Source organism: Pseudomonas sp. Pse1 (genome assembly GCF_024519635.1).
Lineage (GTDB): Bacteria > Pseudomonadota > Gammaproteobacteria > Pseudomonadales > Pseudomonadaceae > Aquipseudomonas.
This window is the reverse complement of sequence record NZ_JALJRO010000012.1, coordinates 59156-80507: the sequence shown is the minus strand read 5'-3', so window position 1 is coordinate 80507 and position 21352 is coordinate 59156. Positions and strand designations below refer to the sequence as shown.

Annotated in this window: 19 protein-coding genes; 12 read left to right on the top strand and 7 right to left on the bottom strand. The window is 61.3% G+C overall.

Annotation, left to right across the window (positions count from 1 at the left end; translation table 11 throughout):
- The first annotated feature begins 34 nt into the window (after positions 1–34).
- Both NR126_RS18305 and NR126_RS18300 read left to right on the top strand, forming a co-directional pair.
- Positions 35–916: a formate/nitrite transporter family protein gene (locus NR126_RS18305; protein WP_256830795.1), complete on the top strand. Its 882-nt coding sequence runs from the start codon at positions 35–37 to the stop codon at positions 914–916.
- Between the two features lie 128 nt (positions 917–1044).
- Positions 1045–2907, top strand: coding sequence for a DUF3857 and transglutaminase domain-containing protein (locus NR126_RS18300; RefSeq protein WP_256830793.1), 1863 nt, complete (start codon positions 1045–1047; stop codon positions 2905–2907).
- On the opposite strand, the gene NR126_RS18295 is transcribed toward NR126_RS18300, so the two are convergent.
- Entirely contained in the window at positions 2888–4063 is a 1176-nt protein-coding gene (locus tag NR126_RS18295; RefSeq protein ID WP_027617042.1) for an MFS transporter, read from the bottom strand. The genes NR126_RS18300 and NR126_RS18295 overlap by 20 nt on opposite strands.
- 192 nt (positions 4064–4255) lie before the next feature.
- On the opposite strand from NR126_RS18295, the gene NR126_RS18290 reads away from it, so the two are divergent.
- Both NR126_RS18290 and NR126_RS18285 read left to right on the top strand, forming a co-directional pair.
- Positions 4256–5089: an EamA family transporter gene (locus tag NR126_RS18290; RefSeq protein ID WP_027617043.1), complete on the top strand. Its 834-nt coding sequence runs from the start codon at positions 4256–4258 to the stop codon at positions 5087–5089.
- Positions 5090–5125: 36 nt separating this feature from the next.
- Positions 5126–5509: an MAPEG family protein gene (locus NR126_RS18285; RefSeq protein ID WP_027617044.1), complete on the top strand. Its 384-nt coding sequence runs from the start codon at positions 5126–5128 to the stop codon at positions 5507–5509.
- Positions 5510–5551: 42 nt separating this feature from the next.
- Here the strand turns inward: NR126_RS18285 and NR126_RS18280 are convergent, their stop codons facing one another.
- Entirely contained in the window at positions 5552–6724 is a 1173-nt protein-coding gene (locus NR126_RS18280) for a murein transglycosylase A (RefSeq protein ID WP_105753713.1), read from the bottom strand.
- 127 nt (positions 6725–6851) lie between these two features.
- Here NR126_RS18280 and NR126_RS18275 point away from each other — a divergent pair, with 127 nt between their 5' ends.
- The gene (locus NR126_RS18275) at positions 6852–7301 is read left to right on the top strand and encodes a cytochrome c (protein ID WP_027617046.1); all 450 of its coding nucleotides are present in this window, start codon (positions 6852–6854) and stop codon (positions 7299–7301) included.
- Between the two features lie 131 nt (positions 7302–7432).
- On the opposite strand, the gene NR126_RS18270 is transcribed toward NR126_RS18275, so the two are convergent.
- The 3 genes from NR126_RS18270 to NR126_RS18260 form a co-directional block, all read right to left on the bottom strand.
- On the bottom strand, positions 7433–7828 hold the full coding sequence (locus NR126_RS18270) for a DUF1090 domain-containing protein (RefSeq protein WP_027617047.1): 396 nt from the start codon (positions 7826–7828) through the stop codon (positions 7433–7435).
- 239 nt (positions 7829–8067) lie between these two features.
- Positions 8068–9258: a methionine adenosyltransferase gene (metK, locus tag NR126_RS18265; RefSeq protein ID WP_027617048.1), complete on the bottom strand. Its 1191-nt coding sequence runs from the start codon at positions 9256–9258 to the stop codon at positions 8068–8070.
- The gene (locus tag NR126_RS18260) at positions 9255–10271 is read right to left on the bottom strand and encodes a metalloregulator ArsR/SmtB family transcription factor (protein ID WP_051550475.1); all 1017 of its coding nucleotides are present in this window, start codon (positions 10269–10271) and stop codon (positions 9255–9257) included. The genes metK and NR126_RS18260 overlap by 4 nt, the downstream gene beginning before the upstream one ends.
- Before the next feature lie 261 nt (positions 10272–10532).
- Between NR126_RS18260 and tkt the strand changes: the two genes are divergently transcribed.
- From tkt to fba, 6 genes are all read left to right on the top strand, one after another.
- The gene (gene tkt, locus NR126_RS18255; RefSeq protein ID WP_256830789.1) at positions 10533–12530 is read left to right on the top strand and encodes a transketolase; all 1998 of its coding nucleotides are present in this window, start codon (positions 10533–10535) and stop codon (positions 12528–12530) included.
- Between the two features lie 150 nt (positions 12531–12680).
- The gene (gene epd / locus NR126_RS18250; RefSeq protein WP_256830788.1) at positions 12681–13751 is read left to right on the top strand and encodes an erythrose-4-phosphate dehydrogenase; all 1071 of its coding nucleotides are present in this window, start codon (positions 12681–12683) and stop codon (positions 13749–13751) included.
- A 28-nt stretch (positions 13752–13779) separates the two neighbouring features.
- Complete coding sequence (locus tag NR126_RS18245; RefSeq protein ID WP_027617051.1) at positions 13780–14943, top strand: phosphoglycerate kinase; 1164 nt, start codon at positions 13780–13782, stop codon at positions 14941–14943.
- Positions 14944–14976: 33 nt separating this feature from the next.
- Entirely contained in the window at positions 14977–15198 is a 222-nt protein-coding gene (locus NR126_RS18240; RefSeq protein ID WP_256830787.1) for a hypothetical protein, read from the top strand.
- A 58-nt stretch (positions 15199–15256) separates the two neighbouring features.
- The gene (locus tag NR126_RS18235; protein WP_256830785.1) at positions 15257–15589 is read left to right on the top strand and encodes an MliC family protein; all 333 of its coding nucleotides are present in this window, start codon (positions 15257–15259) and stop codon (positions 15587–15589) included.
- 113 nt (positions 15590–15702) lie between these two features.
- A complete protein-coding gene (gene fba / locus NR126_RS18230; RefSeq protein ID WP_027617054.1) occupies positions 15703–16767 on the top strand; it encodes a class II fructose-bisphosphate aldolase in 1065 nt (354 codons plus the stop codon).
- 72 nt (positions 16768–16839) lie between these two features.
- Here fba and alr read toward each other — a convergent pair whose 3' ends face one another.
- Positions 16840–18069, bottom strand: a complete 1230-nt coding sequence (gene alr / locus NR126_RS18225; RefSeq protein ID WP_027617055.1) for an alanine racemase — start codon at positions 18067–18069, stop codon at positions 16840–16842.
- 133 nt (positions 18070–18202) lie between these two features.
- Complete coding sequence (locus NR126_RS18220; RefSeq protein WP_256830783.1) at positions 18203–18871, bottom strand: polysaccharide lyase family 7 protein; 669 nt, start codon at positions 18869–18871, stop codon at positions 18203–18205.
- Between the two features lie 320 nt (positions 18872–19191).
- On the opposite strand from NR126_RS18220, the gene NR126_RS18215 reads away from it, so the two are divergent.
- Positions 19192–21315 carry a bifunctional diguanylate cyclase/phosphodiesterase gene (locus tag NR126_RS18215; RefSeq protein ID WP_256830782.1) on the top strand — a complete coding sequence of 708 codons (2124 nt, stop codon included), beginning with the start codon at positions 19192–19194 and terminating at the stop codon, positions 21313–21315.
- Positions 21316–21352 lie beyond the last annotated feature (37 nt).

Genomic DNA, 21352 nt, shown 5'->3' with positions numbered 1-21352 from the left:
GTACTTAAACGACACGCCACAGGTTGCGGACTCCATGAACACTGAAAAAGACGGCAAGACCCCGAACCTTTCGGCGCAGGAACTGCACGACGTCGACAAAAACCAGCCACCGCGCGCGGCGGTGCTGCATGAAATCATCCGCACCCAAGGGGACCAGGAGCTGGAGCGCAGTGTCGCCGCGCTCTGGTGGTCTGCCTTGGCCGCCGGCTTGACCATGGGCCTGTCGCTGATGGCCATGGGGCTGCTGAACTCGCGACTGCCGGAGGGCGAAGCCTTCAAAGTGATCGCCAGTTTTGGCTACTGCGCCGGGTTCCTGGCGGTGATCCTCGCCCGCCAGCAGTTGTTCACGGAAAACACCCTGACCGCCGTGCTGCCGGTCATGACCAAACCCACGTTGAACAATTTCGGCCGGCTGTTGCGGCTGTGGACGGTGGTCTTGTTTGGCAATCTGTGTGGGACCTTGCTGGTGGCCTACGTGATGTTGCACCTGCCGATTTTCGACACCCGGACCGACCTGGCCTTTCTCGATATCGGGCGCAAGGTCATGGAGAACGACGCCAGCAAGATGTTCGCCAAGGGCATCGTCTCGGGCTGGATGATCGCCACGATGGTCTGGATGATCCCTTCCATGGAAAGCGCCAAGATGTGGATCATCATCCTCATCACTTATCTGATGGCACTGGGGGACTTCACCCACATCGTGGTCGGTTCGGCTGAGGTCTCCTATCTGGTGTTCGCGGGCCAATTGTCGTGGGCGGACTTCTGGCTGGTGTTTGCAGGTCCTACGCTGGCGGGGAACATCATTGGTGGCAGCTTCATCTTTGCCCTGCTCAGTCATGCACAAATTCGCAGCGAAAGCGGACCGCCGAAGAACGCTGAAGGGCCTGTGGCCGGTCCGCGCACTCCGGAAAAATGAGCCCCAGTTTCACTCTGCGGCGTGGGTAAGAGCCTGAATTTGAACAGTTATTCAAAGATGTCGAAATGATGGGGCAGTGCTTGCTGTATATTGCGAACGCTTCCTATTCATGAAAAAGACGGATCTTTATGCAGTTCTCAGGCTTCTCCCCTGCGCGCCTTCTGAGTGCGCTGCTGGTGTCTGTCCTGGTTTTGGGCACCGCCCAGGCCAAGGATGATGGCACTGACCTTTCGATCACCATCGAGAAAGAAATCCAGACCCATGTGGTCAATGCCGACGGCAGTTTTGTGGCGACCCTGGAAACGGTGCACCTGATCAACGAAGAGCGGGCGATCAAGGCCTGGGCGCAACGTTCGATGAGTTACAACCGGACCCTGGAAACCCTGGAGGTACTCCAGGCGTATACGCAAAAGCCTGACGGACGCAAAGTGCAGGTCAAGGCCGACCAGATCAAGGAGCAGCAGGAGCGAGCATCTGCGGATGCACCGATGTTCCAGGACACGCTGCTCAAAGTAGTGATCTTCCCTGAGGTTGCCGTGGGGGACCGGCTGGTGGTTCAGTTCAAGAAAAAGCGCAGCACGGCGCTGTTTCCTGGCCATTTTGAAGACCTGTCCTACCCGGCGTTTTTCCCGACCCGGCAGTTCACCCTGATCTATGACTTGCCGGCCGACATGCCGCTGCACGCCGATGCCAAGGGCTTTACCGCGAGCACGCCGGCCGCCGGGCCGGGGCGCAAAATTTATCGCTGGGACTATGTGCCAGCGCAAAAGGCGCGAATCGAGCAGGGGGCGGTGTCCTACCTGGACTACGGCCAATACCTGGCCGTGTCGACATTCGGCGATTTCGCCGCGTTCGCCAAGGCCTACGATGCACGGGCCCACAGCACCCTGACCCCGCAGATCCAGGATCTCGCCAACGGCCTCACGGCCGGGCTCGACACGCCCCTGGCCAAGGCGATTGCGCTGAGCGACTGGGTGCGCAAGCACATTCGCTATGTTGCGGTCTACGTCGGCCCAGGCGGTGTGGTGCCCCATCCGGTGGACACGATTCTGGCCAACCGCTATGGCGACTGTAAGGACCACGTTGCACTGCTGGAAGCCATGCTGGCGGCCGTGGGGATCGAGAGCTCACCGGCCCTGGTCAACCTGGGCAATGCCTATGGGTTGCCCAAGGTGCCGACGCTGGGGCTGCTCAACCACGCCATCACCTATGTGCCGAGCCTGAACCTGTATCTCGATTCCACCGCCGAAGGCATTGCCGCCGGTTACCTGCCGGTGCCAGTGCTGGACAAGCCGGTGGTGCTGAGCAAGTCCGGTGATGTTGGGCACACGCCGACCTCACAAATGGGGCTGGTGGAAAACAGCATGTTGTTCAAGGTTTCGTCAAAAGGCGCTGCCGACTTCAGCCACACCTCCAATGTGATTGGCTGGGCCGCCGAAGTGAACCGCTACGGGGTCAAGTCGATGAAACCCGCCGACCGCGACCTGTTGATCCAGCAGATCCTCGCGTCCTACGGGCTCAACGGCAGCGGCACGTTTGATGCCGGGAAGTTCGAGGGGAGCGGCCAGGGTTATGAAATGAACATGGCCGGGCGCGTGGAGAACCTGGTCAATCTACCGGGTCCGATTGGCGTGCTGACCATGAGCAGCCTGGCCGGTGGCATCGCGCAAAGTGTCTTCAGCCTGCTCATGGAGCCGGAACGGACTCAGGCGTTCACCTGTATTTCCGGGGTGACCGAGGAGCAGGCGCGTTTTGAGTTCCCGCAAGATGTCAGCATTCTCGCGGCACCGAAGAACGTGACACTGAACCACGAGCGGTTTGACTACAGTTCGACCTATGCCCGCGAGGGCAATGCGGTGGTGGTCAAGCGCCGCTTCGACTTCAAGCAGCCGGGCGCGGTGTGCACCCCGGATGACTTCAAATCGATGAAAGCCATGGCTGAGGCCGCGGCCAATGACCTGAAAAGCCAGATCATTGTGCAGTCGCTTTAAGTGACGGGGCGCTCGCCCGCCGTTGCCGGTAGATGAAGTACAGCGCGGTCAGCACGGTCAGGCCGCTGACCAGCGCGCCGGTCCAGGGCAGGTCGGCCAGGTCGGCGCCGCTGCCGACCACCAGGCCGCCGATCCAGGCGCCTGCTGCATTTCCCAAATTGAACGCGCTCTGGTTCAGGGTCGAGCCGAGGTTGGGCGCTTCATGGGCCTGGTCGATGATCAGCAGTTGCAGGATCGGGCACAGGGCGAAGGCGAAAATCCCCCACAGCACCAGGGTGATCGCCGCTGGAATCACCGAATGACTGGTTTGGCTGAAGGCTGCCAGCACCAACACCACCGCCAGGGCCATGCCCACCAGTGACGGCAGCAGTCGGCTGTCCGCCAGGCGCCCGCCGAGCATGCTGCCGGCGGTCAAGCCGACGCCGAACAACAGCAGCATGATCGTCACGCCGTGGGGGCTGACGCCGGTGATGTCCTGCAGGATCGGCGCGATGTAGGTGAAGACGCTGAACAGACTGGTCGAAGCCAGCACACTCATACCCAGTGCCAGCAACACGTTGGCCTTGCCCAGCACTTTGAACTCACTGGCCAGGTTGGCCTTGTCCATGGCGATGTCCCGGGGCAGCCACAGCCATTGGGCGACGGCGGCCAGCACGCCGATCACCGACACGGCCCAGAACGTCGAACGCCAGCCGGCATATTGCCCAAGCGCGGTCCCCAGGGGCACGCCGAGCACGTTGGCCAAGGTCAGGCCGGTGAACATCATGGCAATTGCCTGGGCCCGTTTGTTCGGCGCCACCAGTCCGGCGGCCACCACCGAACCAATGCCGAAAAACGCCCCATGGCACAGCGCTGTAACCACACGCGCGGCCATCAAAGTGACGTAGTTCGGCGCCAGGGCGCAAAGCATGTTGCCGAGGATGAACATCAGCGTCATCCCCAGCAAGGTGGCTTTGCGCGGCATGTTGGCGGTGCCCACGGCGAGGATCGGCGCGCCGAATACCACGCCCAGGGCATAGCCGGTGATCAGCAGACCGGCATCCGGAATACTCACCGACAGGTCGCGGGCGACGTCGGGCAATAGGCCCATGATCACGAATTCAGTGGTGCCAATGCCGAAAGCGGCAACGGCCAATGCAAGCAAGGCGAGTGGCATGCGCAAGGTCTCTGTCAGTAGTCTTGACGCTTTGATCAGGCGAACGCGTGCCGGTGTCCGAGTCTTGGCAAAGTCGGCAGCAGCAGAGATTTATTGGAATAAGTATGTGCGCAAGTGAGTACAGCGTGTTCGCTTGCAGTATAAACAGCTCCTGACATATGACGAATCAATTCTCTTGAGCAAGGAGGCGCTGTGTTACCCACGGTTCTGGTTTTGGTCGCGGCGCTGTTGCATGCGGCCTGGAATACCCTGATCAAATTCAGCGCCGAGCGTCTGCTGGTGGTGGCGTGCATGGACAGCGTGGCGCTGCTGTTTGTCGCCTTGATGCTGCCATTCGTGGCGCTGCCGCCGCTGGAGATCTGGCCGTGGATCCTCGCGTCGGCGGCCTTCGAGTTGCTCTATCGCTACCTGTTGATCCAGGCCTACCGGGTGGGGGACCTGGGCCTGGTCTACCCCTTGATGCGCGGCTTGTCGCCCTTGGTGGTGCTGGCACTGACCTTGATTTTCGCCGGTGAAGTGCTAACCACCCAGCAGATCCTCGGCATCCTGCTGATCCCGTTCGGCATGCTGTGCCTGCTGTGGCAGGGCGGTGGCGGCGAGCGGCTGCCGTGGTCGATGTTGCCGGTGGTGGCGCTGATCGGCCTGTGCATCGGTTGCTACACCTTCATCGACGGCCAGGCGATCCGGCGCTGGTCCCATCCGCTGGATTACCTGGTCTGGGTCACGCTGCTCAGTGCCTGGCCCTTCCCATTGCTGGCGCTGGTGCGCAAGCGCCCGGCGTTCATGCTGTTCTGGCGTGAACAATGGCGGCTGGGGCTGGCGGTCGGGTTCTGCGTGTTGTTCAGCTACGCTCTGGTGCTGTGGGCGATGCAATTGGGGTCGATTGCCGAAGCGGCGGCGCTGCGCGAGATCAGCGTGATCCTGGTGGTGCTGTTCGGAATGCGCTACCTCAAAGAACCTTTTGGCAAGCCACGGCTCTTAGCCTGTGGGCTGGTACTGATTGGCATGCTGGTTATGAAGCTCTAGACGAGCCTCCCGATAACTTTGAACAAGGACTCTGCAATGACGGTTGCCCTGTGGTGCATTTTGATCGCGATCTTCTTGCCATACGTGTGCATCTATATCGCCAAGCTGGGCGGGCGCTTCCGCCTGGCCGATAACCATGACCCACGGGATTTCCTCGAAAACCTCGACGGTTTTGCCCGGCGCGCCTATGCGGCCCAGCTCAACAGTTTTGAAGTCACCCCGGCCTTTGCCGCAGCGGTCATCGTCGCCCATCTGGCCGGCAACGCCGAACTGGTGACGATCAACGTGCTGGCGGTGTTGTTCATCACCAGTCGCCTGCTGTACATCATCTGCTACCTGGCGGACTGGGCGATCCTGCGGTCGCTGGTGTGGTTTGTCGGCATGGCGCTGATCGCCAGCTTCTTCTTCGTGTCGATGTAAAGCGCCGCAGGAGCGCTCCGGTACTCCTGCAGGCGGGTCACGTCAGGGCTTGTCGGCCACCTGGGGCAATTGCGGCAGCGCTGCACCCTTGGGCCAGAGCATCCAGATCTGGCCTTGTTGTTTCATGTCGCCGGCCAGATGGCCAGCGGCGTCGCCGGTGCCCCAGAACAGGTCGGCACGCACTTCGCCGGTGATCGCGCCGCCGGTGTCCTGGGCCGCTACCGGACGTACCAGCGGGGTGCCGTCGGGACGCGTGGTGGAGAGCCACAGCAGGCTGCCCAGCGGAATCACTTTGCGGTCAACGGCGACGCTGTAGCCCGAGGTCAGCGGCACGTTCAGCGAACCACGCGGGCCTTCGTTGCTGTCCGGGTTACGGGTGAAGAACACGTAGCTCGGGTTGCTGCCCAGCAATTCCGGAATGCGCGTCGGGTTGGCCTTGGCCCAGGCACTGATGGCGCCCATGGTCACCTCCTCTTTCTTCAGCTCGCCCTGTTCCACCAGCCAGCGGCCGATGGGGCGGTAGGGGTGGCCGTTCTGGTCGGCATAGGCGATGCGCAGTTGGCGGCCGTCAGCCAGCTGGACCCGGCCGGAACCCTGGATTTGCAGGAATTGCAGGTCCATCGGATCGGTCAGCCAGGCCACCACCGGCGCCTTCACGCCTTTGCTCTCGATGGTCGCGGCATCGTCGTATGGCTTCAACACGCGACCCTCAAGGCGACCGCGCAGGCGCTTGCCCTTGAGTTCCGGGTAGAGGCTGTCGAGGGCGACGATGATCATGTCGTCCGGCACGCCATAGATCGGCACATGGGCGCTTGGGGTTTGAGTCAGGCTGCCCGGATAGACCGGCTCGTAGTAGCCGGTGATCAGGCCATTGGCGTTGCCGCCCGAAGAGCGCAGGCCGTAGACCTGCAAGTGTTCCTTGAGAAAACTGCGCACCGCGCCGGGTTCCATGGCCACGCTGGCTGCTGCGGCGCAGGTCTGGCCCCAGACCGGATCATTCTTGAGTCGAGTGCAGGCGCTGCGCCATGAGCCAAAACCGGCCAGCAGGTCGCTGTCCGAGACCGCCGGCAGGGCGTCCCAGGTGGCGCTGGAGTAGGTGGCGATGGCGTGGGTCTGCGGCTTGGTGTTGTCGCCACCGTTGCAACCGGCAAGCAGGGCGATCATCGGGACGGTCCAGGCCAGGGTCTTGCCCCAGGCCTTGAAGCGATTGTTCATGCGGTACTTCCTGTGCTGGTTGGCGCAGCGTATGGGCGGCTGCGGCAACCCGTATTGTTAATAGGGCTATTGGTCTTTGCGGTCGAGGCGAGGATACTGGCCGCCGAATTCCGGACCTTGAGCCACCATGACGCTTAAACGAATTTCAGTTGTATTGCTGGCCTGCCTGACCCTGACCGCCTGTGGCGGTGTCGATCCCAACTCGCCACTGGGCCAGCGCAAGGCGATCTTCAAGCAAATGCTCAAGACGGGCGAGGATCTGGGCGGCATGTTGCGCGGGCGGGTCCCGTTCGATGGCGCGAAATTCGCCGAGGGCGCGGTCAAGCTCGATGCTTTGTCCCATGAGCCGTGGAAACATTTCCCGCAGGTTCGTGAAGAAGATCACAGCAGTGCCACCGCCGATGTCTGGGAGAAGCAGGCACGCTTCCAGGAAATGGCCCGCACCCTCGAGGCGGCCACCGGTGAATTGGTGATTGCCAGCCAGATCCAGCCCTACAAGGCCAGCAATCTGGGCCCTGCGGTACAGAAAGTCGAAGATGCCTGCAGTGCCTGCCATAAACAGTTTCGGGATCATTGATCTCGGTAGTCTGGTCTGAAGCCATCGCTGGCAAGCCAGCTCCCACAGGGTATTGGTGGTGTGCTGCCGATCCACTGTAGGAGTTGGCTTGCCAGCGAATAGGCCCTCAAGCCCCCCGCAAAACCGGCCTGTTACTTGTCCAACTCGTCCAGCGCTTCCTGCAATTCCTTGCGCGACTCGGCGAGCTTGTCCTTGCGCTTGTTGATCTTCTCCGGATCGCCCTTCTTCATGGCTTTGTCGAGATCGGCTTGACGCTTGCTGACTTCATGCTTGGCGTCCAGCACCTTGTTTTCGCGCTCTTTCTTCAGTGACGCGTCAGTGCAGTGGGTGGTGACTTCGCTCAGGGCTTTTTCCAGGCCAGCCTGCTGTTCGGCATTGCCGTGGGCCTTGGCTTGTTCGATCTGGGTGGCGATGGACTGGCGCTTGGCGGCGCAGCCGGTGAGTTCAGGTGCTTGCTCGGTGGCCATCGCGGGAGCGGCGAGGGCGCTGCACAGGGTCAACAGGGCGAGCGGTGCAAGAAGTTTCATGAAGGCTCCGTTTTGAAAAGTTGATCGATCGCGAGCAGGAAGTCGGTTGGAGCACGGCAACAGGCGTAGGTTTCCTATCGTCCGTTGCGCTCGCAGAAACCGTCAATGGTAGCAAGCTCGTGGCCACCAGGGGGTACTCAATCCGGTAACCATTTGCTGCCAGCACCTTGGGCAGACTTTTTCATCGCCCATGAAAAAGCCCCGCAGGGCGCGCCATGCGGGGCTTTTCCAGTACAGGGTTACAGGCCGGCGGCAGCGCGCAGGGCGTCGGCGCGGTCGGTTTTTTCCCAGGTGAACGTGGTGAAGGTGTCGTCGCCCACGGTCTTGGTCGCCGGAGTACGACCGAAGTGGCCGTAAGAAGCGGTTTCACGGTACATCGGGTGCAGCAGGTCGAGCATGGTGGTGATCGCGTAGGGACGCAGGTCGAACACTTCGCGCACCAGTTTGACGATCTTGTCGTCGCTGATCTTGCCGGTGCCGAAGGTGTTCAGCGAGATCGACGTCGGCTGGGCGACACCAATGGCGTAGGAAACCTGAATCTCGCAACGCTCGGCCAGACCGGCAGCGACGATGTTCTTCGCCACGTAACGACCGGCGTAAGCTGCCGAACGGTCAACCTTCGATGGATCCTTGCCGGAGAACGCGCCGCCACCGTGGCGCGCCATGCCGCCGTAGCTGTCAACGATGATCTTGCGACCGGTCAGGCCGCAGTCGCCCACCGGGCCGCCGATGATGAACTGGCCGGTCGGGTTGATGTGGAACTGGGTGTCCTTGGTCAGCAGCTCGGCCGGCAGGACGTGCTTGACGATCAGCTCCATCACGCCTTCGCGCAGGTCTTTGTACGACACGTCAGGGTTGTGCTGGGTCGACAGGACCACGGCGTCGATGCCGACGACCTTGCCGCCTTCGTAGCGGCAGGTGACCTGGGACTTGGCGTCCGGACGCAGCCATGGCAGCAGGCCGGATTTGCGGGCTTCGGCCTGGCGCTGGACCAGTTGGTGGGAGTAGGTGATCGGGGCAGGCATCAGCACGTCGGTTTCGTTGCTGGCGTAGCCGAACATCAGGCCCTGGTCGCCTGCGCCCTGATCTTCCGGCTTGGCACGGTCGACACCCTGGTTGATGTCCGGGGACTGCTTGCCAATGATGTTCATCACACCGCAGGTTGCGCCGTCGAAGCCGACGTCGGAGCTGGTGTAGCCGATGTCGGTGATCACATCACGCACGATCTGCTCGAGGTCGACCCAGGCCGTGGTGGTGACTTCGCCGGCGATGATCGCCACGCCCGTTTTCACCAGCGTCTCGCAGGCCACGCGGGCGAACTTGTCTTCAGCAATGATGGCGTCCAGCACCGCGTCGGAAATCTGGTCGGCGATTTTATCCGGATGCCCTTCAGATACGGACTCGGAGGTGAAAAGGGAGTATTCGCTCATCTCGATGTTTCCTGAAATTTACCGATGGTGAGTTCGCCAGTCGGTCGCTGAAAGTGGCGGACCTGGATCTGGAAACCATTACGTAAGCCTACATAGAGGCTGTCCCCGGGAACGAGTCCCGCAGCGGTGGCCCAACGGGCCAGATCGTCCTGTTCAAACCCCAACCAAAGATCACCGCAGGCCTCCCTGGCCCAACTTTGGTTGTGACTGCATAACTCTGTAACCAGCAGGCTGCCGCCCGGTTGCACCAGGCCGGCAAGGTGCCGTAGGGCATCGGCTGGCGCGGCGAAATGGTGCAGGACCATGTTCAGTACCACGCAATCGGCCGCCAGACTGACGCCATTCAAGGCATCGGCCAATTGCAGGCTGACATTGCCCAGTGCTTCGCGGGCACACACTTGGCGCGCCAGTTCGAGCATCGCCGGGCTGTTGTCGAGCGCGGTGACCTGACTGAAACGCCGGGCCAGCTCCGGCAGGAAGCCGCCGTCGCCGGGGCCGACTTCAATCGCCGTGGCACTGTCACTGAAGTCAAGCTTGTCGAGCAGCGCCAATACGCTTTCGCGATACTGCGCCAGGCCAGCGATCAAATCCTGCTGGGCACGAAATTTATCTGCCACCCGTGAGAAAAAGTCCTGGCTCGCGGCTGCTCGTTGACCGTGGACCTGGGCGATGCGCATTTGGACGTCGCCGGGCAGGACCAGGTTGTCGACTTCTTCGAGCAGGGCGGCGTGCAGCTTGCCGCCCATCAGGCCGGTCTGAGGCAGGGCGCGGCGGTAGAAAATCGCATTGCCTTCGCGGCGGGTGGCAACCAGGTCAGCCTGGGCCAGCACCTTGAGGTGGTGGCTCATGCCCGATTGGCCGGTGGCGAAGATCTGCGCCAGCTCCAGCACGCCAAACGAGTCGTTGGCCAGTGCGCGCAATACATTCAGGCGCAGCGGATCTCCGCCGGCCTTGCACAGGGCCGCCAGCTCGTCGCAATCGTCATGGCGAATGGAAGGCGCGGGTAGGTTCATAAGCCCGGCAGTCTAGACACGCGTTGAAACCATCGCAAGTTCAATATCAAAAAGTTTTGATATTGCACGATAGATGGCACTTCCTGACGTTAGCTTCAGTCAACTAACGAATGGCGGAAAGGTTTCACCAGACGAAACCGCCGTTATCAATTGGAAAAACGCCTTCAGATGACTATCTGTCATTGCCCCGAGGCGCCCGGGTGAGGGAAAATGCTCGCCTTTTTTCCGTTTCGTTTTATTCAACTCCCCAGGAGATCAGCGATGCCCAGCCGTCGTGAGCGTGCCAACGCCATTCGTGCCCTCAGCATGGATGCCGTGCAAAAAGCCAACAGCGGACATCCCGGTGCCCCCATGGGTATGGCGGATATCGCCGAAGTCCTTTGGCGTGACTACCTCAAGCACAACCCGAGCAATCCATCCTTCGCCGACCGTGACCGCTTCGTGCTGTCCAACGGTCACGGCTCGATGTTGATCTACTCGCTGCTGCACCTGACCGGCTACGACCTGTCGATCGAAGACCTCAAGCAGTTCCGTCAACTGCACAGCCGCACCCCGGGCCACCCGGAATTCGGCTACACCCCGGGTGTTGAAACCACCACCGGTCCACTGGGTCAGGGCCTGGCCAACGCCGTGGGCTTCGCCCTGGCGGAAAAAGTCCTGGCGGCGCAGTTCAACCGTCCGTCTCACAACATCGTCGATCACCACACCTACGTGTTCCTGGGTGATGGCTGCATGATGGAAGGCATTTCCCACGAAGTCGCTTCCCTGGCCGGTACCCTGGGCCTGGGCAAGCTGATCGCTTTCTACGATGACAACGGCATCTCCATCGACGGCGAAGTCGAAGGCTGGTTCACCGATGACACGCCGAAGCGTTTCGAAGCCTACAACTGGCAGGTGATCCGCAACGTCGACGGCCACGATCCGGAAGAGATCAAGACCGCCATCGAGACCGCCCGCAAGAGCGAGCAGCCGACCCTGATCTGCTGCAAGACCACCATCGGCTTCGGTTCGCCGAACAAGCAAGGCAAGGAAGATTGCCACGGCGCCCCACTGGGTGACGCGGAAATCGCTTTGACCCGTGCGGCGCTGAGCTGGAACCACGGTCCTTTCGAAATCCCGGCTGATATCTATGCCGAGTGGGATGCCAAGGAAGCTGGCCGTGCAGTCGAAGCCGAGTGGGATCAGCGTTTCGCAGCCTACTCCGCTGCTTTCCCGACAGAAGCCAACGAACTGGTACGTCGCCTGAGCGGTGAGCTGCCGGCTGACTTCTCGGAAAAAGCCTCGGCTTACATCGCTGAAGTCGCAGCCAAGGGCGAAACCATCGCCAGCCGTAAAGCCAGCCAGAACGCCCTGAACGCGTTCGGTCCACTGCTGCCGGAAGTGCTTGGCGGTTCGGCTGACCTGGCCGGCTCCAACCTGACCCTGTGGAAAGGCTGCAAGGGCGTCACCGCCGAAGATGCCAGCGGCAACTATATGTACTACGGCGTGCGCGAATTCGGCATGACCGCCATCATGAACGGTGTTGCCCTGCACGGCGGCCTGGTGCCTTACGGCGCGACCTTCCTGATGTTCATGGAATACGCCCGTAACGCCGTACGCATGTCGGCGCTGATGAAGCAGCGCGTGATCCACGTCTATACCCACGACTCCATCGGTCTGGGCGAAGACGGTCCGACTCACCAGCCAATCGAGCAACTGGCCAGCCTGCGCTGCACGCCGAACCTCGACACCTGGCGTCCGGGTGACGCGGTCGAATCGGCCGTGGCCTGGAAGTTCGCCCTGGAGCGCAAGGACGGTCCTTCGGCACTGATCTTCTCGCGTCAGAACCTGCAGCACCAAACCCGCGATGCCGGCCAGATTGCCGACATCAGCCGTGGTGGCTATGTGCTGAAAGACTGCGCGGGCGAGCCTGAGCTGATCCTGATCGCTACCGGTTCGGAAGTGGGCCTGGCGGTTCAGGCGTTCGACAAGCTGACCGAGCAGGGCCGCAAGGTGCGCGTGGTTTCCATGCCGTGCACCAGCGTGTTCGATGCCCAGGATGCCGGCTACAAGCAAGCGGTGTTGCCGCTGCAAGTGGGCGCGCGTATCGCCATCGAAGCCGCTCACGCGGACTACTGGTACAAGTACGTGGGCCTGGAAGGCCGCGTTATCGGCATGACCACCTACGGTGAGTCGGCGCCGGCGCCAGCCCTGTTCGAAGAGTTCGGCTTCACCCTGGAAAACATCCTGGGTCAGGCTGAAGAACTGCTGGAAGACTAAGTCCAACAGTTGTGTTGTCTGGATTGCCGTCTTCGCGAGCAGGCTCGCTCCCACAGGGTCACACCGACTTTGTGGGAGCGAGCCTGCTCGCGATAGCGGCGGTCCAGGCAGCACACCACTGACGGATTCACCACGGTAATCGAGAACCCCATGCCTCAACCGCGTCCTTACAAAGTTGCACTCAACGGCTACGGCCGGATTGGTCGTTGCGTCCTGCGTGCGTTGTTTGAGCGAGGCGAGAAGGCCGGGTTTGAAATTGTCGCGATCAACGATTTGGCCGACATGGCCAGTGTCGAGTACCTGACACGCTTCGACTCCACCCATGGCCGGTTTCCCGGTGAGGTGAAGGTCGACGGCGATTGTCTACATATTAATGGTGACTGCGTGAAGGTTCTGCGCAGTGCCACCCCCGAAGGCATCGATTGGGCGTCCCTGGGCGTCGATCTGGTGCTTGAATGTTCCGGTGCCTACAACACCCGCGCCGATGGCCAGCGCTTTCTCGACGCCGGCGCACCGCGGGTGCTGTTTTCCCAGCCGATGGCCAGCGAGGCGGATGTCGACGCCACCATCGTCTACGGCGTCAATCAGGACTGCCTGAGCGGCGACGAGCTGCTGGTGTCCAACGCCTCCTGCACCACCAACTGTGGCGTGCCGCTGTTGCGCTTGTTGGACCAGGCCCTCGGCCTGGACTACGTGTCGATCACCACGATCCACTCGGCGATGAACGACCAGCCGGTGATCGACGCCTATCACCACGAAGACCTGCGCCGCACCCGTTCGGCGTTCCAGTCGGTGATTCCGGTGTCCACTGGTCTGGCACGCGGTATCGAGCGGCTGTTGCCGGAACTTGCCGGGCGAATCCAGGCCAAAGCCGTACGGGTGCCGACGGTCAACGTGTCGTGCCTGGACATCACCCTGCAAACCGTGACCGACACCGATGCCGACGAGGTCAACCGGATCCTGCGCGAGGCCGCCACCAGCGGCCCGCTCAAGGGACTGTTGGCCTACACCGAGCTTCCACACGCAAGCTGTGATTTTAATCATGACCCGCATTCGGCCATCGTCGATGCCAGTCAGACCCGTGTTTCCGGCCCCAGGCTGGTGAATGTACTGGCCTGGTTCGACAACGAATGGGGTTTTGCCAACCGCATGCTGGACGTTGCTGAACACTATCTGCAAACCGCTATCAAACCTTCTGCCTCTCAAAACCCTGCTGTGTAAAACAGTAAACCCCCAGGAATTGCGACCCATGACCGTGTTGAAGATGACCGACCTCGATCTGCAAGGTAAGCGCGTATTGATCCGCGAAGACCTCAACGTCCCAGTCAAGGACGGTGTAGTCACCAGCGATGCGCGTATCCTGGCTTCGCTGCCGACCATCAAGCTGGCCCTGGAAAAAGGTGCTGCCGTCATGGTCTGCTCGCACCTGGGCCGTCCGACCGAAGGCGAGTTCTCGGCCGAGAACAGCCTCAAGCCGGTGGCCGATTACCTGAGCAAGGCCCTGGGCCGCGAAGTGCCGCTGGTGGCCGATTACCTGGGCGGCGTTGACGTCAAGGCCGGCGACGTCGTGCTGTTCGAAAACGTGCGCTTCAACAAGGGCGAGAAAAAGAACGCCGACGAACTGGCCCAGCAGTACGCCGGCCTGTGCGACGTGTTCGTGATGGACGCCTTCGGCACCGCGCACCGCGCCGAGGGTTCGACCCACGGCGTGGCCAAGTTCGCCAAGGTTGCAGCCGCTGGCCCATTGCTGGCCGCTGAACTGGACGCACTGGGCAAGGCCCTGGGTGCTCCGGCCCAACCAATGGCCGCCATCGTCGCCGGTTCCAAGGTCTCGACCAAGCTCGACGTGCTCAACAGCCTGAGCCAGATCTGCGATCAACTGATCGTCGGCGGCGGCATTGCCAACACCTTCCTCGCCGCAGCCGGTCACCCGGTCGGCAAGTCCCTGTACGAGCCGGACCTGCTGGACACCGCGCGCGCCATCGCCGCCAAGGTCAGCGTACCGTTGCCAGTGGACGTGGTAGTGGCCAAGGAATTCGCCGAAAGCGCTGCTGCGACCGTCAAGCTGATCGCCGACGTGGCCGCCGATGACATGATCCTCGACATCGGCCCGCAGACCGCTGCGCACTTCGCCGAGCTGCTGAAATCGTCGCAAACCATCCTGTGGAACGGCCCGGTGGGCGTGTTCGAATTCGATCAGTTCGGCAACGGCACTAAAGTGCTGGCTCAGGCGATCGCCGACAGCTCGGCATTCTCCATCGCCGGCGGTGGCGATACTCTGGCGGCCATCGATAAATATGGCGTCGCCGAGCAAATCTCCTACATTTCTACCGGTGGTGGCGCATTCCTCGAATTCGTCGAAGGCAAAGTGCTGCCAGCCGTTGAAGTCCTGGAAAGCCGGGCCAAGGCGTAAGGCCGCCCGTTGACCAGGCAAAGGAGTGTTGACATGGTCAAGACGTTAGCGACGTTGATTGCCGCTGCGGTGCTGGTCGGTTGCGGGAGCAGTCCCAAGGTCGCCAAGGACCCGGAAACCGGCGCGCCGGAAAAAGGCTGCTACCAGGCCGACTGGCAGGCGGAAACCAATCCGGTGCTCAACAAGCGTTCCGGGCCCGAGGGCCTGGATAAATACGAGACGCACACACCGGCCAAGGAACGGGGATGTCCTTGACCGGTCTGACTGACTAACGCCAGTGCCGGCGGCCGTTGCCGCCAGCCGAGGAAAATGGATGAAAGGCTTGATCGCCGTGGCCTCCCTGGCAGTGCTTGCCGGATGTGCTGGTTGGAACCCGCTGGCGTCAGCCCCTGCCGCGTCCGATAACTGGACCGATTGGGTGTGTGACAGCCAGGCCGTCGTGCACTGGCGCTTCGCCGATGCCGCGCAGGAAACAGTGGATGTGCGCTTGGCCGATGATCAGGTGCATCGCCTGAAACTCGAGCCCGCTGGCAGTGGATCGCTGTACAGCGACGACCAGTTGGCGTTTCACCTCAAGGGTGACGAAGGCCTGGTGTACTGGGTCGCCACCAATGATTTGATCGGCCGCGGCTGCAAGGCCAAGTAATACCCTGATTCGCAGGCCGGGGCTTGACCCCCGATCTGCAATAACTTGAATAGCAGCCGCCGCTACGGCAGGCTTGCACGATTAACGACCCTAAACCGGGAGAGACACTCACAATGGCACTTATCAGCATGCGCCAGATGTTGGACCACGCAGCCGAATTCGGCTACGGCGTTCCAGCTTTCAACGTCAACAACCTTGAGCAGATGCGCGCCATCATGGAAGCCGCTGACAAGACTGACTCCCCGGTGATCGTCCAGGCTTCGGCCGGCGCTCGCAAATACGCTGGCGCGCCATTCCTGCGTCACCTGATCCTGGCGGCCATCGAAGAATTCCCGCATATCCCGGTGTGCATGCACCAGGACCACGGCACCAGCCCTGACGTCTGCCAGCGCTCGATCCAACTGGGCTTCAGCTCGGTGATGATGGACGGTTCCCTGGGCGAAGACGGCAAGACCCCGACCGACTACGACTACAACGTCCGCGTGACCCAGCAAACCGTGGCTCTGGCGCACGCTTGCGGCGTGTCGGTAGAAGGCGAGCTGGGCTGCCTGGGTTCGCTGGAAACCGGCATGGCCGGTGAAGAAGACGGCATCGGCGCCGAAGGCGTACTGGATCACAGCCAAATGCTGACCGATCCGGAAGAAGCCGCTGACTTCGTCAAGCGCACTCAGGTTGACGCCCTGGCAATCGCCATTGGCACCAGCCACGGCGCTTACAAGTTCACCAAGCCGCCTACCGGCGACGTGCTGGCCATCGACCGCATCAAAGAAATCCACAAGCGCATTCCGAACACCCACCTGGTGATGCACGGTTCGTCTTCGGTTCCGCAAGAGTGGCTGGCGATCATCAACCAGTACGGCGGCGACATCAAAGAGACCTACGGCGTACCGGTTGAAGAAATCGTCGAAGGCATCAAGCACGGCGTGCGCAAGGTCAACATCGACACCGACCTGCGTCTGGCGTCCACCGGTGCGATGCGTCGCCTGATGGCCACCAACCCGAGCGAGTTCGATCCGCGTAAATTCTTCGGCGCCACCGTCACCGCCATGCGCGACGTGTGCATCGCGCGTTACGAAGCCTTCGGCACTGCCGGCAACGCTTCGAAGATCAAGCCGATCTCCCTCGAAGCGATGTATCAGCGTTATCTGAAGGGTGAGTTGAACGCCAAGGTCAACTAAGCCTTAAGCGTTGCACCACCCTGCATTGAAAAAACCCGCCGCAAGGCGGGTTTTTTTGTGCTCGGCGTTGGCTTATTTGTCGACCAGCAGTTTCGGGTTGGAATTGCCCCACACCGTATACAGGTCGGCCAGCAGCGCGCCGTTAATGTCTTCGACTTCTGCCTGGGCAATCTCGGCGTTGCCCTGCTTGCCGAACAGCACCACCTCATCGCCGCCTTTCACGCTCGGTACGTCGGTAACGTCGACCATCAGGGTGTTCATCGAGACCTTGCCCACCACCGGCACGCGGTGGCCGTTGATCAGCACGATGCCTTTGTTGGTGAAGGCGCGGCGGTAGCCGTCGGAGTAGCCGACGGTGATGTTGGCCAGTTTCGAGTCACGCGCCAGGGTGAAGGTGCGGTCGTAGCCGACGGTGTTGCCCTTGGGGTAGCTGTTGACTGACGCGACGTGGGATTTGAACTGCATGACCCGGGTGTATTCGGTATGGGACGGCACGGTGTCACCGAACAGTGCGCCGCCGGGACGGACCATGTCCAGGTGCGACTCGGGCACTTCCAGGGTGGCGAAGGAGTTGGCCGCGTGCAGGGTGATTTTGCTGCGGTCCAGTTGTGCGACCTTGATCAGCCAGTCGGCCTGCTGGTTGAATGCCTTGAGGCCGGCGCGCACATCGGCGGCATCCTCGACCGCGAAGTGGGTCATGATCGCCCGCACTTCGAGGTTCGGCACTTTGGTCATGGCGACCGCGTCACGACGACCCTCGGCGGTGGTCATTTCCACGCCGTTGCGGCTCATGCCGCTGGAGTTCAGGCCAATGTGCACCACCAGTGGCCGGCCGTGGTTTTCGGCGATCAGGCTGGCCTTGACGGCGAAGTCGAGGTTGCCCACCAGTTCTTCGACGTTGTACGGCAATGCCGCTTCCAGCTCACTGAGGGCGGCGGTACGTACGCGGATCAATTGACCCTTGAAGCCGCTTTCACGGACTACGCGGATCTCTTCGTTGCTGGCCACACCGACGCAGGGCACGCCCATGGCGATCACCGAGGGCATCAACAGGCCAATGCCGTGGCCGTAGGCGTCGGCCTTGAGCACCGCGCAGATTTTAGACTTGCCGGCCAGCGTGACCTGCAGGGCGCGAATGTTGTTTTCAAAAGCCTGTTTGTTGATTTCCACCCAGGCGTTGCTGTCCTGTGTACTGACCTGCGCCACGCCGTCGGTCATCGATAGCGGCGGGGCGGCGAAGGCTGGATTTTGCAGCAGAGCCATGCCCAGAGAGAGTGCGAGAAGGGTGCGAGTGAAGGGCATCGGGAGTGTCTCCATGACATTCTTGTAGAGGGCGTGTAGGTAACGCGGCGCAATACTCGAATTGTCCTACAAGAATGTCGACCCCCTCGGCGCGGATCTGTCTGAAAGCGTCGTGGTCCTGCATCTGCCAGGGTTATTTATTGTGGTCGATGTCCAATTTGCGGAAGGTCACCTGGGCGCCTTCACTACTTGGGCCGGCGTTGTCCTGCACGTAGACACCGGCCTTGAAGTACAGCGGCTTGTCGCGCCAGGTGGCGCTGATTTTTGAGTCCCACTGAGAACCGGCGGCGCTGATACCCAAAGCGCCGCCTGGGCTCAGATGGATCAGGTAGGAGAAGTCCTGATCGAGCCTGACCCCGGTGGCGATGGTGATTACCCGGCCTTCGGCATCGTCCGGCCGGGTACGGACTTTGGCGACGATATTGCCGGTCGCGGTTTTGCTTTTGTATTGGTACTCGACTTTCACCAGCGGCTTTTGACTGTCGTAGGCGTGGATCTGGCCAATCACCACCTTGCCCGAACTGGGGACCTTGTTCACCGCCAGGGTGGCCCGCAACGAATTGTCGGCCTCGGGGTATAGCCAGTTGCGCAGGGTGCCGTTGCTGTAGGTTTCGCGCAGCTCAGTGCGCGGGTAGATGGCGTTCTCGGTGCGCGTGCCAGTGACCGGAGCCCAGAAAAACAGGGTGCCAGTGTTCGCATGGAAATACTGATTCTTGAAGCCGCTGACCAGTTTCGGCGTGTTGATGGTGGCAGGCGGGCTGCCAACGGGAACACTGAGGTTCCAGGTTGCAAGATCGATCAATGTCAGGTGTCCACAAGTGTTGCTGGGAGATGCGTGCCAATACTCTGGCGTATGCATCGCGGGCCGTCTTTATAAGCAGGTGGACGCCGGTTGTTAACGGTTTTGTGTCGATTATTTGACGTCGGCTAAATGGCGACGTGCCACACAGACCGGTTTTAAAGGGCTGCAAAGACAGACCGTTAGTCGGGTGATTGACGCTTTTGCTCAATGATGGCCGTTTGATTCCTACTGGTTTGGCACAACCGGGTCTAAAGTGAAGCCACAGCAAGGGTCCGATTCTTGTCGATCGCCCGCTAGATGCCCCATTAAAGAGAAGCAGCATGGAATGCGCGCAACCTACGCCAGGTGATGGCTACCCGGTTCTTTTGATCGTCGACGACTATCCGGAAAACCTGATCAGCATGCGTGCGTTGTTACAGCGCCAGGACTGGCGGGTGATGACCGCTGCCTCGGGCCTTGAAGCCCTGAGTCTGCTGCTTGAGCACGAAGTCGACCTGGTCTTGCTGGATGTGCAGATGCCCGGCATGGATGGCTTCGAAGTGGCGCGACTGATGCGCGGCAGCCGTCGAACGCAACTGACCCCCATCATTTTCCTCACGGCCAATGAGCAGACCCCTGAAGCGGTGATCAAGGGCTACGCCAGCGGCGCTGTGGATTATCTGTTCAAACCGTTCGATCCGCAGATTCTCAAGCCCAAGGTCCAGGCGTTGCTCGATCACCAGCGCAATCGTCGCGCCTTGCAACGCCTCAGTCATGATCTCGAGGTTGCGCGCGCCTTCAATGCCTCGGTGCTGGAGAACGCCGCCGAAGGCATTCTGGTGGTTGCTGATAATGGTCTGATCACCTACGCCAATCCGGCCATTTCACGTCTGCTCGATGCGCCCATCGAGGCATTGCAGGGTTCTGGATTCATCGATTTTTTACACACGCCGCATGTCCCGCGATGGCTCGACTCGCAGATCTGCGCTGACTTGCACCGGGGTGAAACCTGGCGTGCCCATGATGCGGTCCTGCGCACGACACGTGGCCAACAGGTGCCGGTCGCCCTGTCCTGTGCGCCGCTGCCCCTGGAGCAGGGGGCGATGGTGGTGACCGTGCTCGATATGTCGGTGGTCTGCGATCTGCACCGGCAGTTGGAGCTGCAAGCCGTCAGCGATCCCTTGACCGGCCTGCTCAACCGTCGTGGTTTCTATCAGAGCGCGGAAAACCTGCTGCTGCGTGGCGAGCGTGCCGGCAGTACCTGGGTCTTGATGTACCTCGATCTGGACAGCTTCAAGCGGGTCAATGATCGCCTCGGCCACGACGCCGGGGATCGGGTGCTACGCAGGGTCGCCGAGCAGCTCAGGGCATGCCTGCGCCCCTTCGACATTCTGGGACGGATCGGCGGCGATGAATTCACCGCCTTGCTCGATCTGGAGTTTCCCGAGCAAGCCGCCAAGATTGCCGAGAAGCTGATCGAGCGAGTATCGGTATGCCAACAGATCGAGGGCATGGATGTCACCCAAGGGGCGAGCATCGGCATCGCCACCTTTCCCGATTGTGGCAATGACCTCGACGGTTTGTTAAGGGCCGCCGACATCGCCATGTACGAGGCCAAGCGCGCCGGGCGCCAGCAATACCGGTTCTACGATCACGATATGAATGGCCGCGCGCGGACCCGCCTGATGCTTGAGCAAAGCGTGCGTTCAGCCATCGAGAGCAGGGACTTCAAACTGGTGTTCCAGCCACAGGTATCGGTTGCCGATGGCCGAGTGCGTGGTTTCGAGGCGCTGTTGCGCTGGCGCCATCCGAGTGTCGGAGATGTTCCACCTGGCCTGTTCCTGCCGCTGTTGGAGGAGGCTCGGCTGATCAGCCGGCTGGGCAGCTGGATTTATCAAAGTGCCGCGCAGCAGCGAAAGGCCTGGGAGCCGCAATTCACAGAGGACATGGTGTTGGCGGTCAGCCTGAGCAGCACCCAGTTCGCCATGCCCAATCTGGTCACTGAGCTGCGTCAGGTCCTGGAGCGCTGCCAGTTACAGCCGGCTCAGCTTGAGCTGGAGATCACCGAAGATGCCTTGCTGCACAACCTGGAGGAGTCACGTCGCCAGGTCGGCTTGCTGCGCAAACTTGGCGTACGGGTGGCGCTCGACGATTTCGGGTCGGGGCCGTGCTCGCTGGCCAATCTCCGCGATTTGCAACTCGACACTCTGAAGCTGGATCGGCAGTTGCTCGCCCGAGTGCTGCATTCGCCTCGAGATGCCGCGCTGGCGCGAAGTGTCATCGAGTTGTGCGGGCAATTCGGCATACCGGTCATCGCCGAAGGGCTGGAGAGTGCCGCGCAGTATCAATGGCTGGTGGAAAGTGGTTGTCCGTTCGGCCAGGGCTCTCTGGTGGCGCGACCGTTGATGGCCGAAGACGTTGGCGACTTTGTGCAACCCTTCGACTGGGGCGCGCTGAGGTCGTGAATTCGCTACACTGGCGGCCTGTCGCCCCTTTATCGTT

Coding starts and splice junctions, on each gene's coding strand:
- metK (WP_027617048.1), bottom strand. CDS start 9,258: ATGAGCGAATACTCCCTTTTCACCTCCGAGTCCGTATCTGAAGGGCAT.
- NR126_RS18285 (WP_027617044.1), top strand. CDS start 5,126: ATGACGGTTGCCCTGTGGTGCATTTTGATCGCGATCTTCTTGCCATAC.
- NR126_RS18305 (WP_256830795.1), top strand. CDS start 35: ATGAACACTGAAAAAGACGGCAAGACCCCGAACCTTTCGGCGCAGGAA.
- NR126_RS18270 (WP_027617047.1), bottom strand. CDS start 7,828: ATGAAACTTCTTGCACCGCTCGCCCTGTTGACCCTGTGCAGCGCCCTC.
- NR126_RS18235 (WP_256830785.1), top strand. CDS start 15,257: ATGAAAGGCTTGATCGCCGTGGCCTCCCTGGCAGTGCTTGCCGGATGT.
- NR126_RS18275 (WP_027617046.1), top strand. CDS start 6,852: ATGACGCTTAAACGAATTTCAGTTGTATTGCTGGCCTGCCTGACCCTG.
- NR126_RS18215 (WP_256830782.1), top strand. CDS start 19,192: ATGGAATGCGCGCAACCTACGCCAGGTGATGGCTACCCGGTTCTTTTG.
- NR126_RS18280 (WP_105753713.1), bottom strand. CDS start 6,724: ATGAACAATCGCTTCAAGGCCTGGGGCAAGACCCTGGCCTGGACCGTC.
- NR126_RS18295 (WP_027617042.1), bottom strand. CDS start 4,063: ATGCCACTCGCCTTGCTTGCATTGGCCGTTGCCGCTTTCGGCATTGGC.
- NR126_RS18300 (WP_256830793.1), top strand. CDS start 1,045: ATGCAGTTCTCAGGCTTCTCCCCTGCGCGCCTTCTGAGTGCGCTGCTG.
- tkt (WP_256830789.1), top strand. CDS start 10,533: ATGCCCAGCCGTCGTGAGCGTGCCAACGCCATTCGTGCCCTCAGCATG.
- fba (WP_027617054.1), top strand. CDS start 15,703: ATGGCACTTATCAGCATGCGCCAGATGTTGGACCACGCAGCCGAATTC.
- NR126_RS18240 (WP_256830787.1), top strand. CDS start 14,977: ATGGTCAAGACGTTAGCGACGTTGATTGCCGCTGCGGTGCTGGTCGGT.
- NR126_RS18245 (WP_027617051.1), top strand. CDS start 13,780: ATGACCGTGTTGAAGATGACCGACCTCGATCTGCAAGGTAAGCGCGTA.
- NR126_RS18260 (WP_051550475.1), bottom strand. CDS start 10,271: ATGAACCTACCCGCGCCTTCCATTCGCCATGACGATTGCGACGAGCTG.
- epd (WP_256830788.1), top strand. CDS start 12,681: ATGCCTCAACCGCGTCCTTACAAAGTTGCACTCAACGGCTACGGCCGG.
- alr (WP_027617055.1), bottom strand. CDS start 18,069: ATGCCCTTCACTCGCACCCTTCTCGCACTCTCTCTGGGCATGGCTCTG.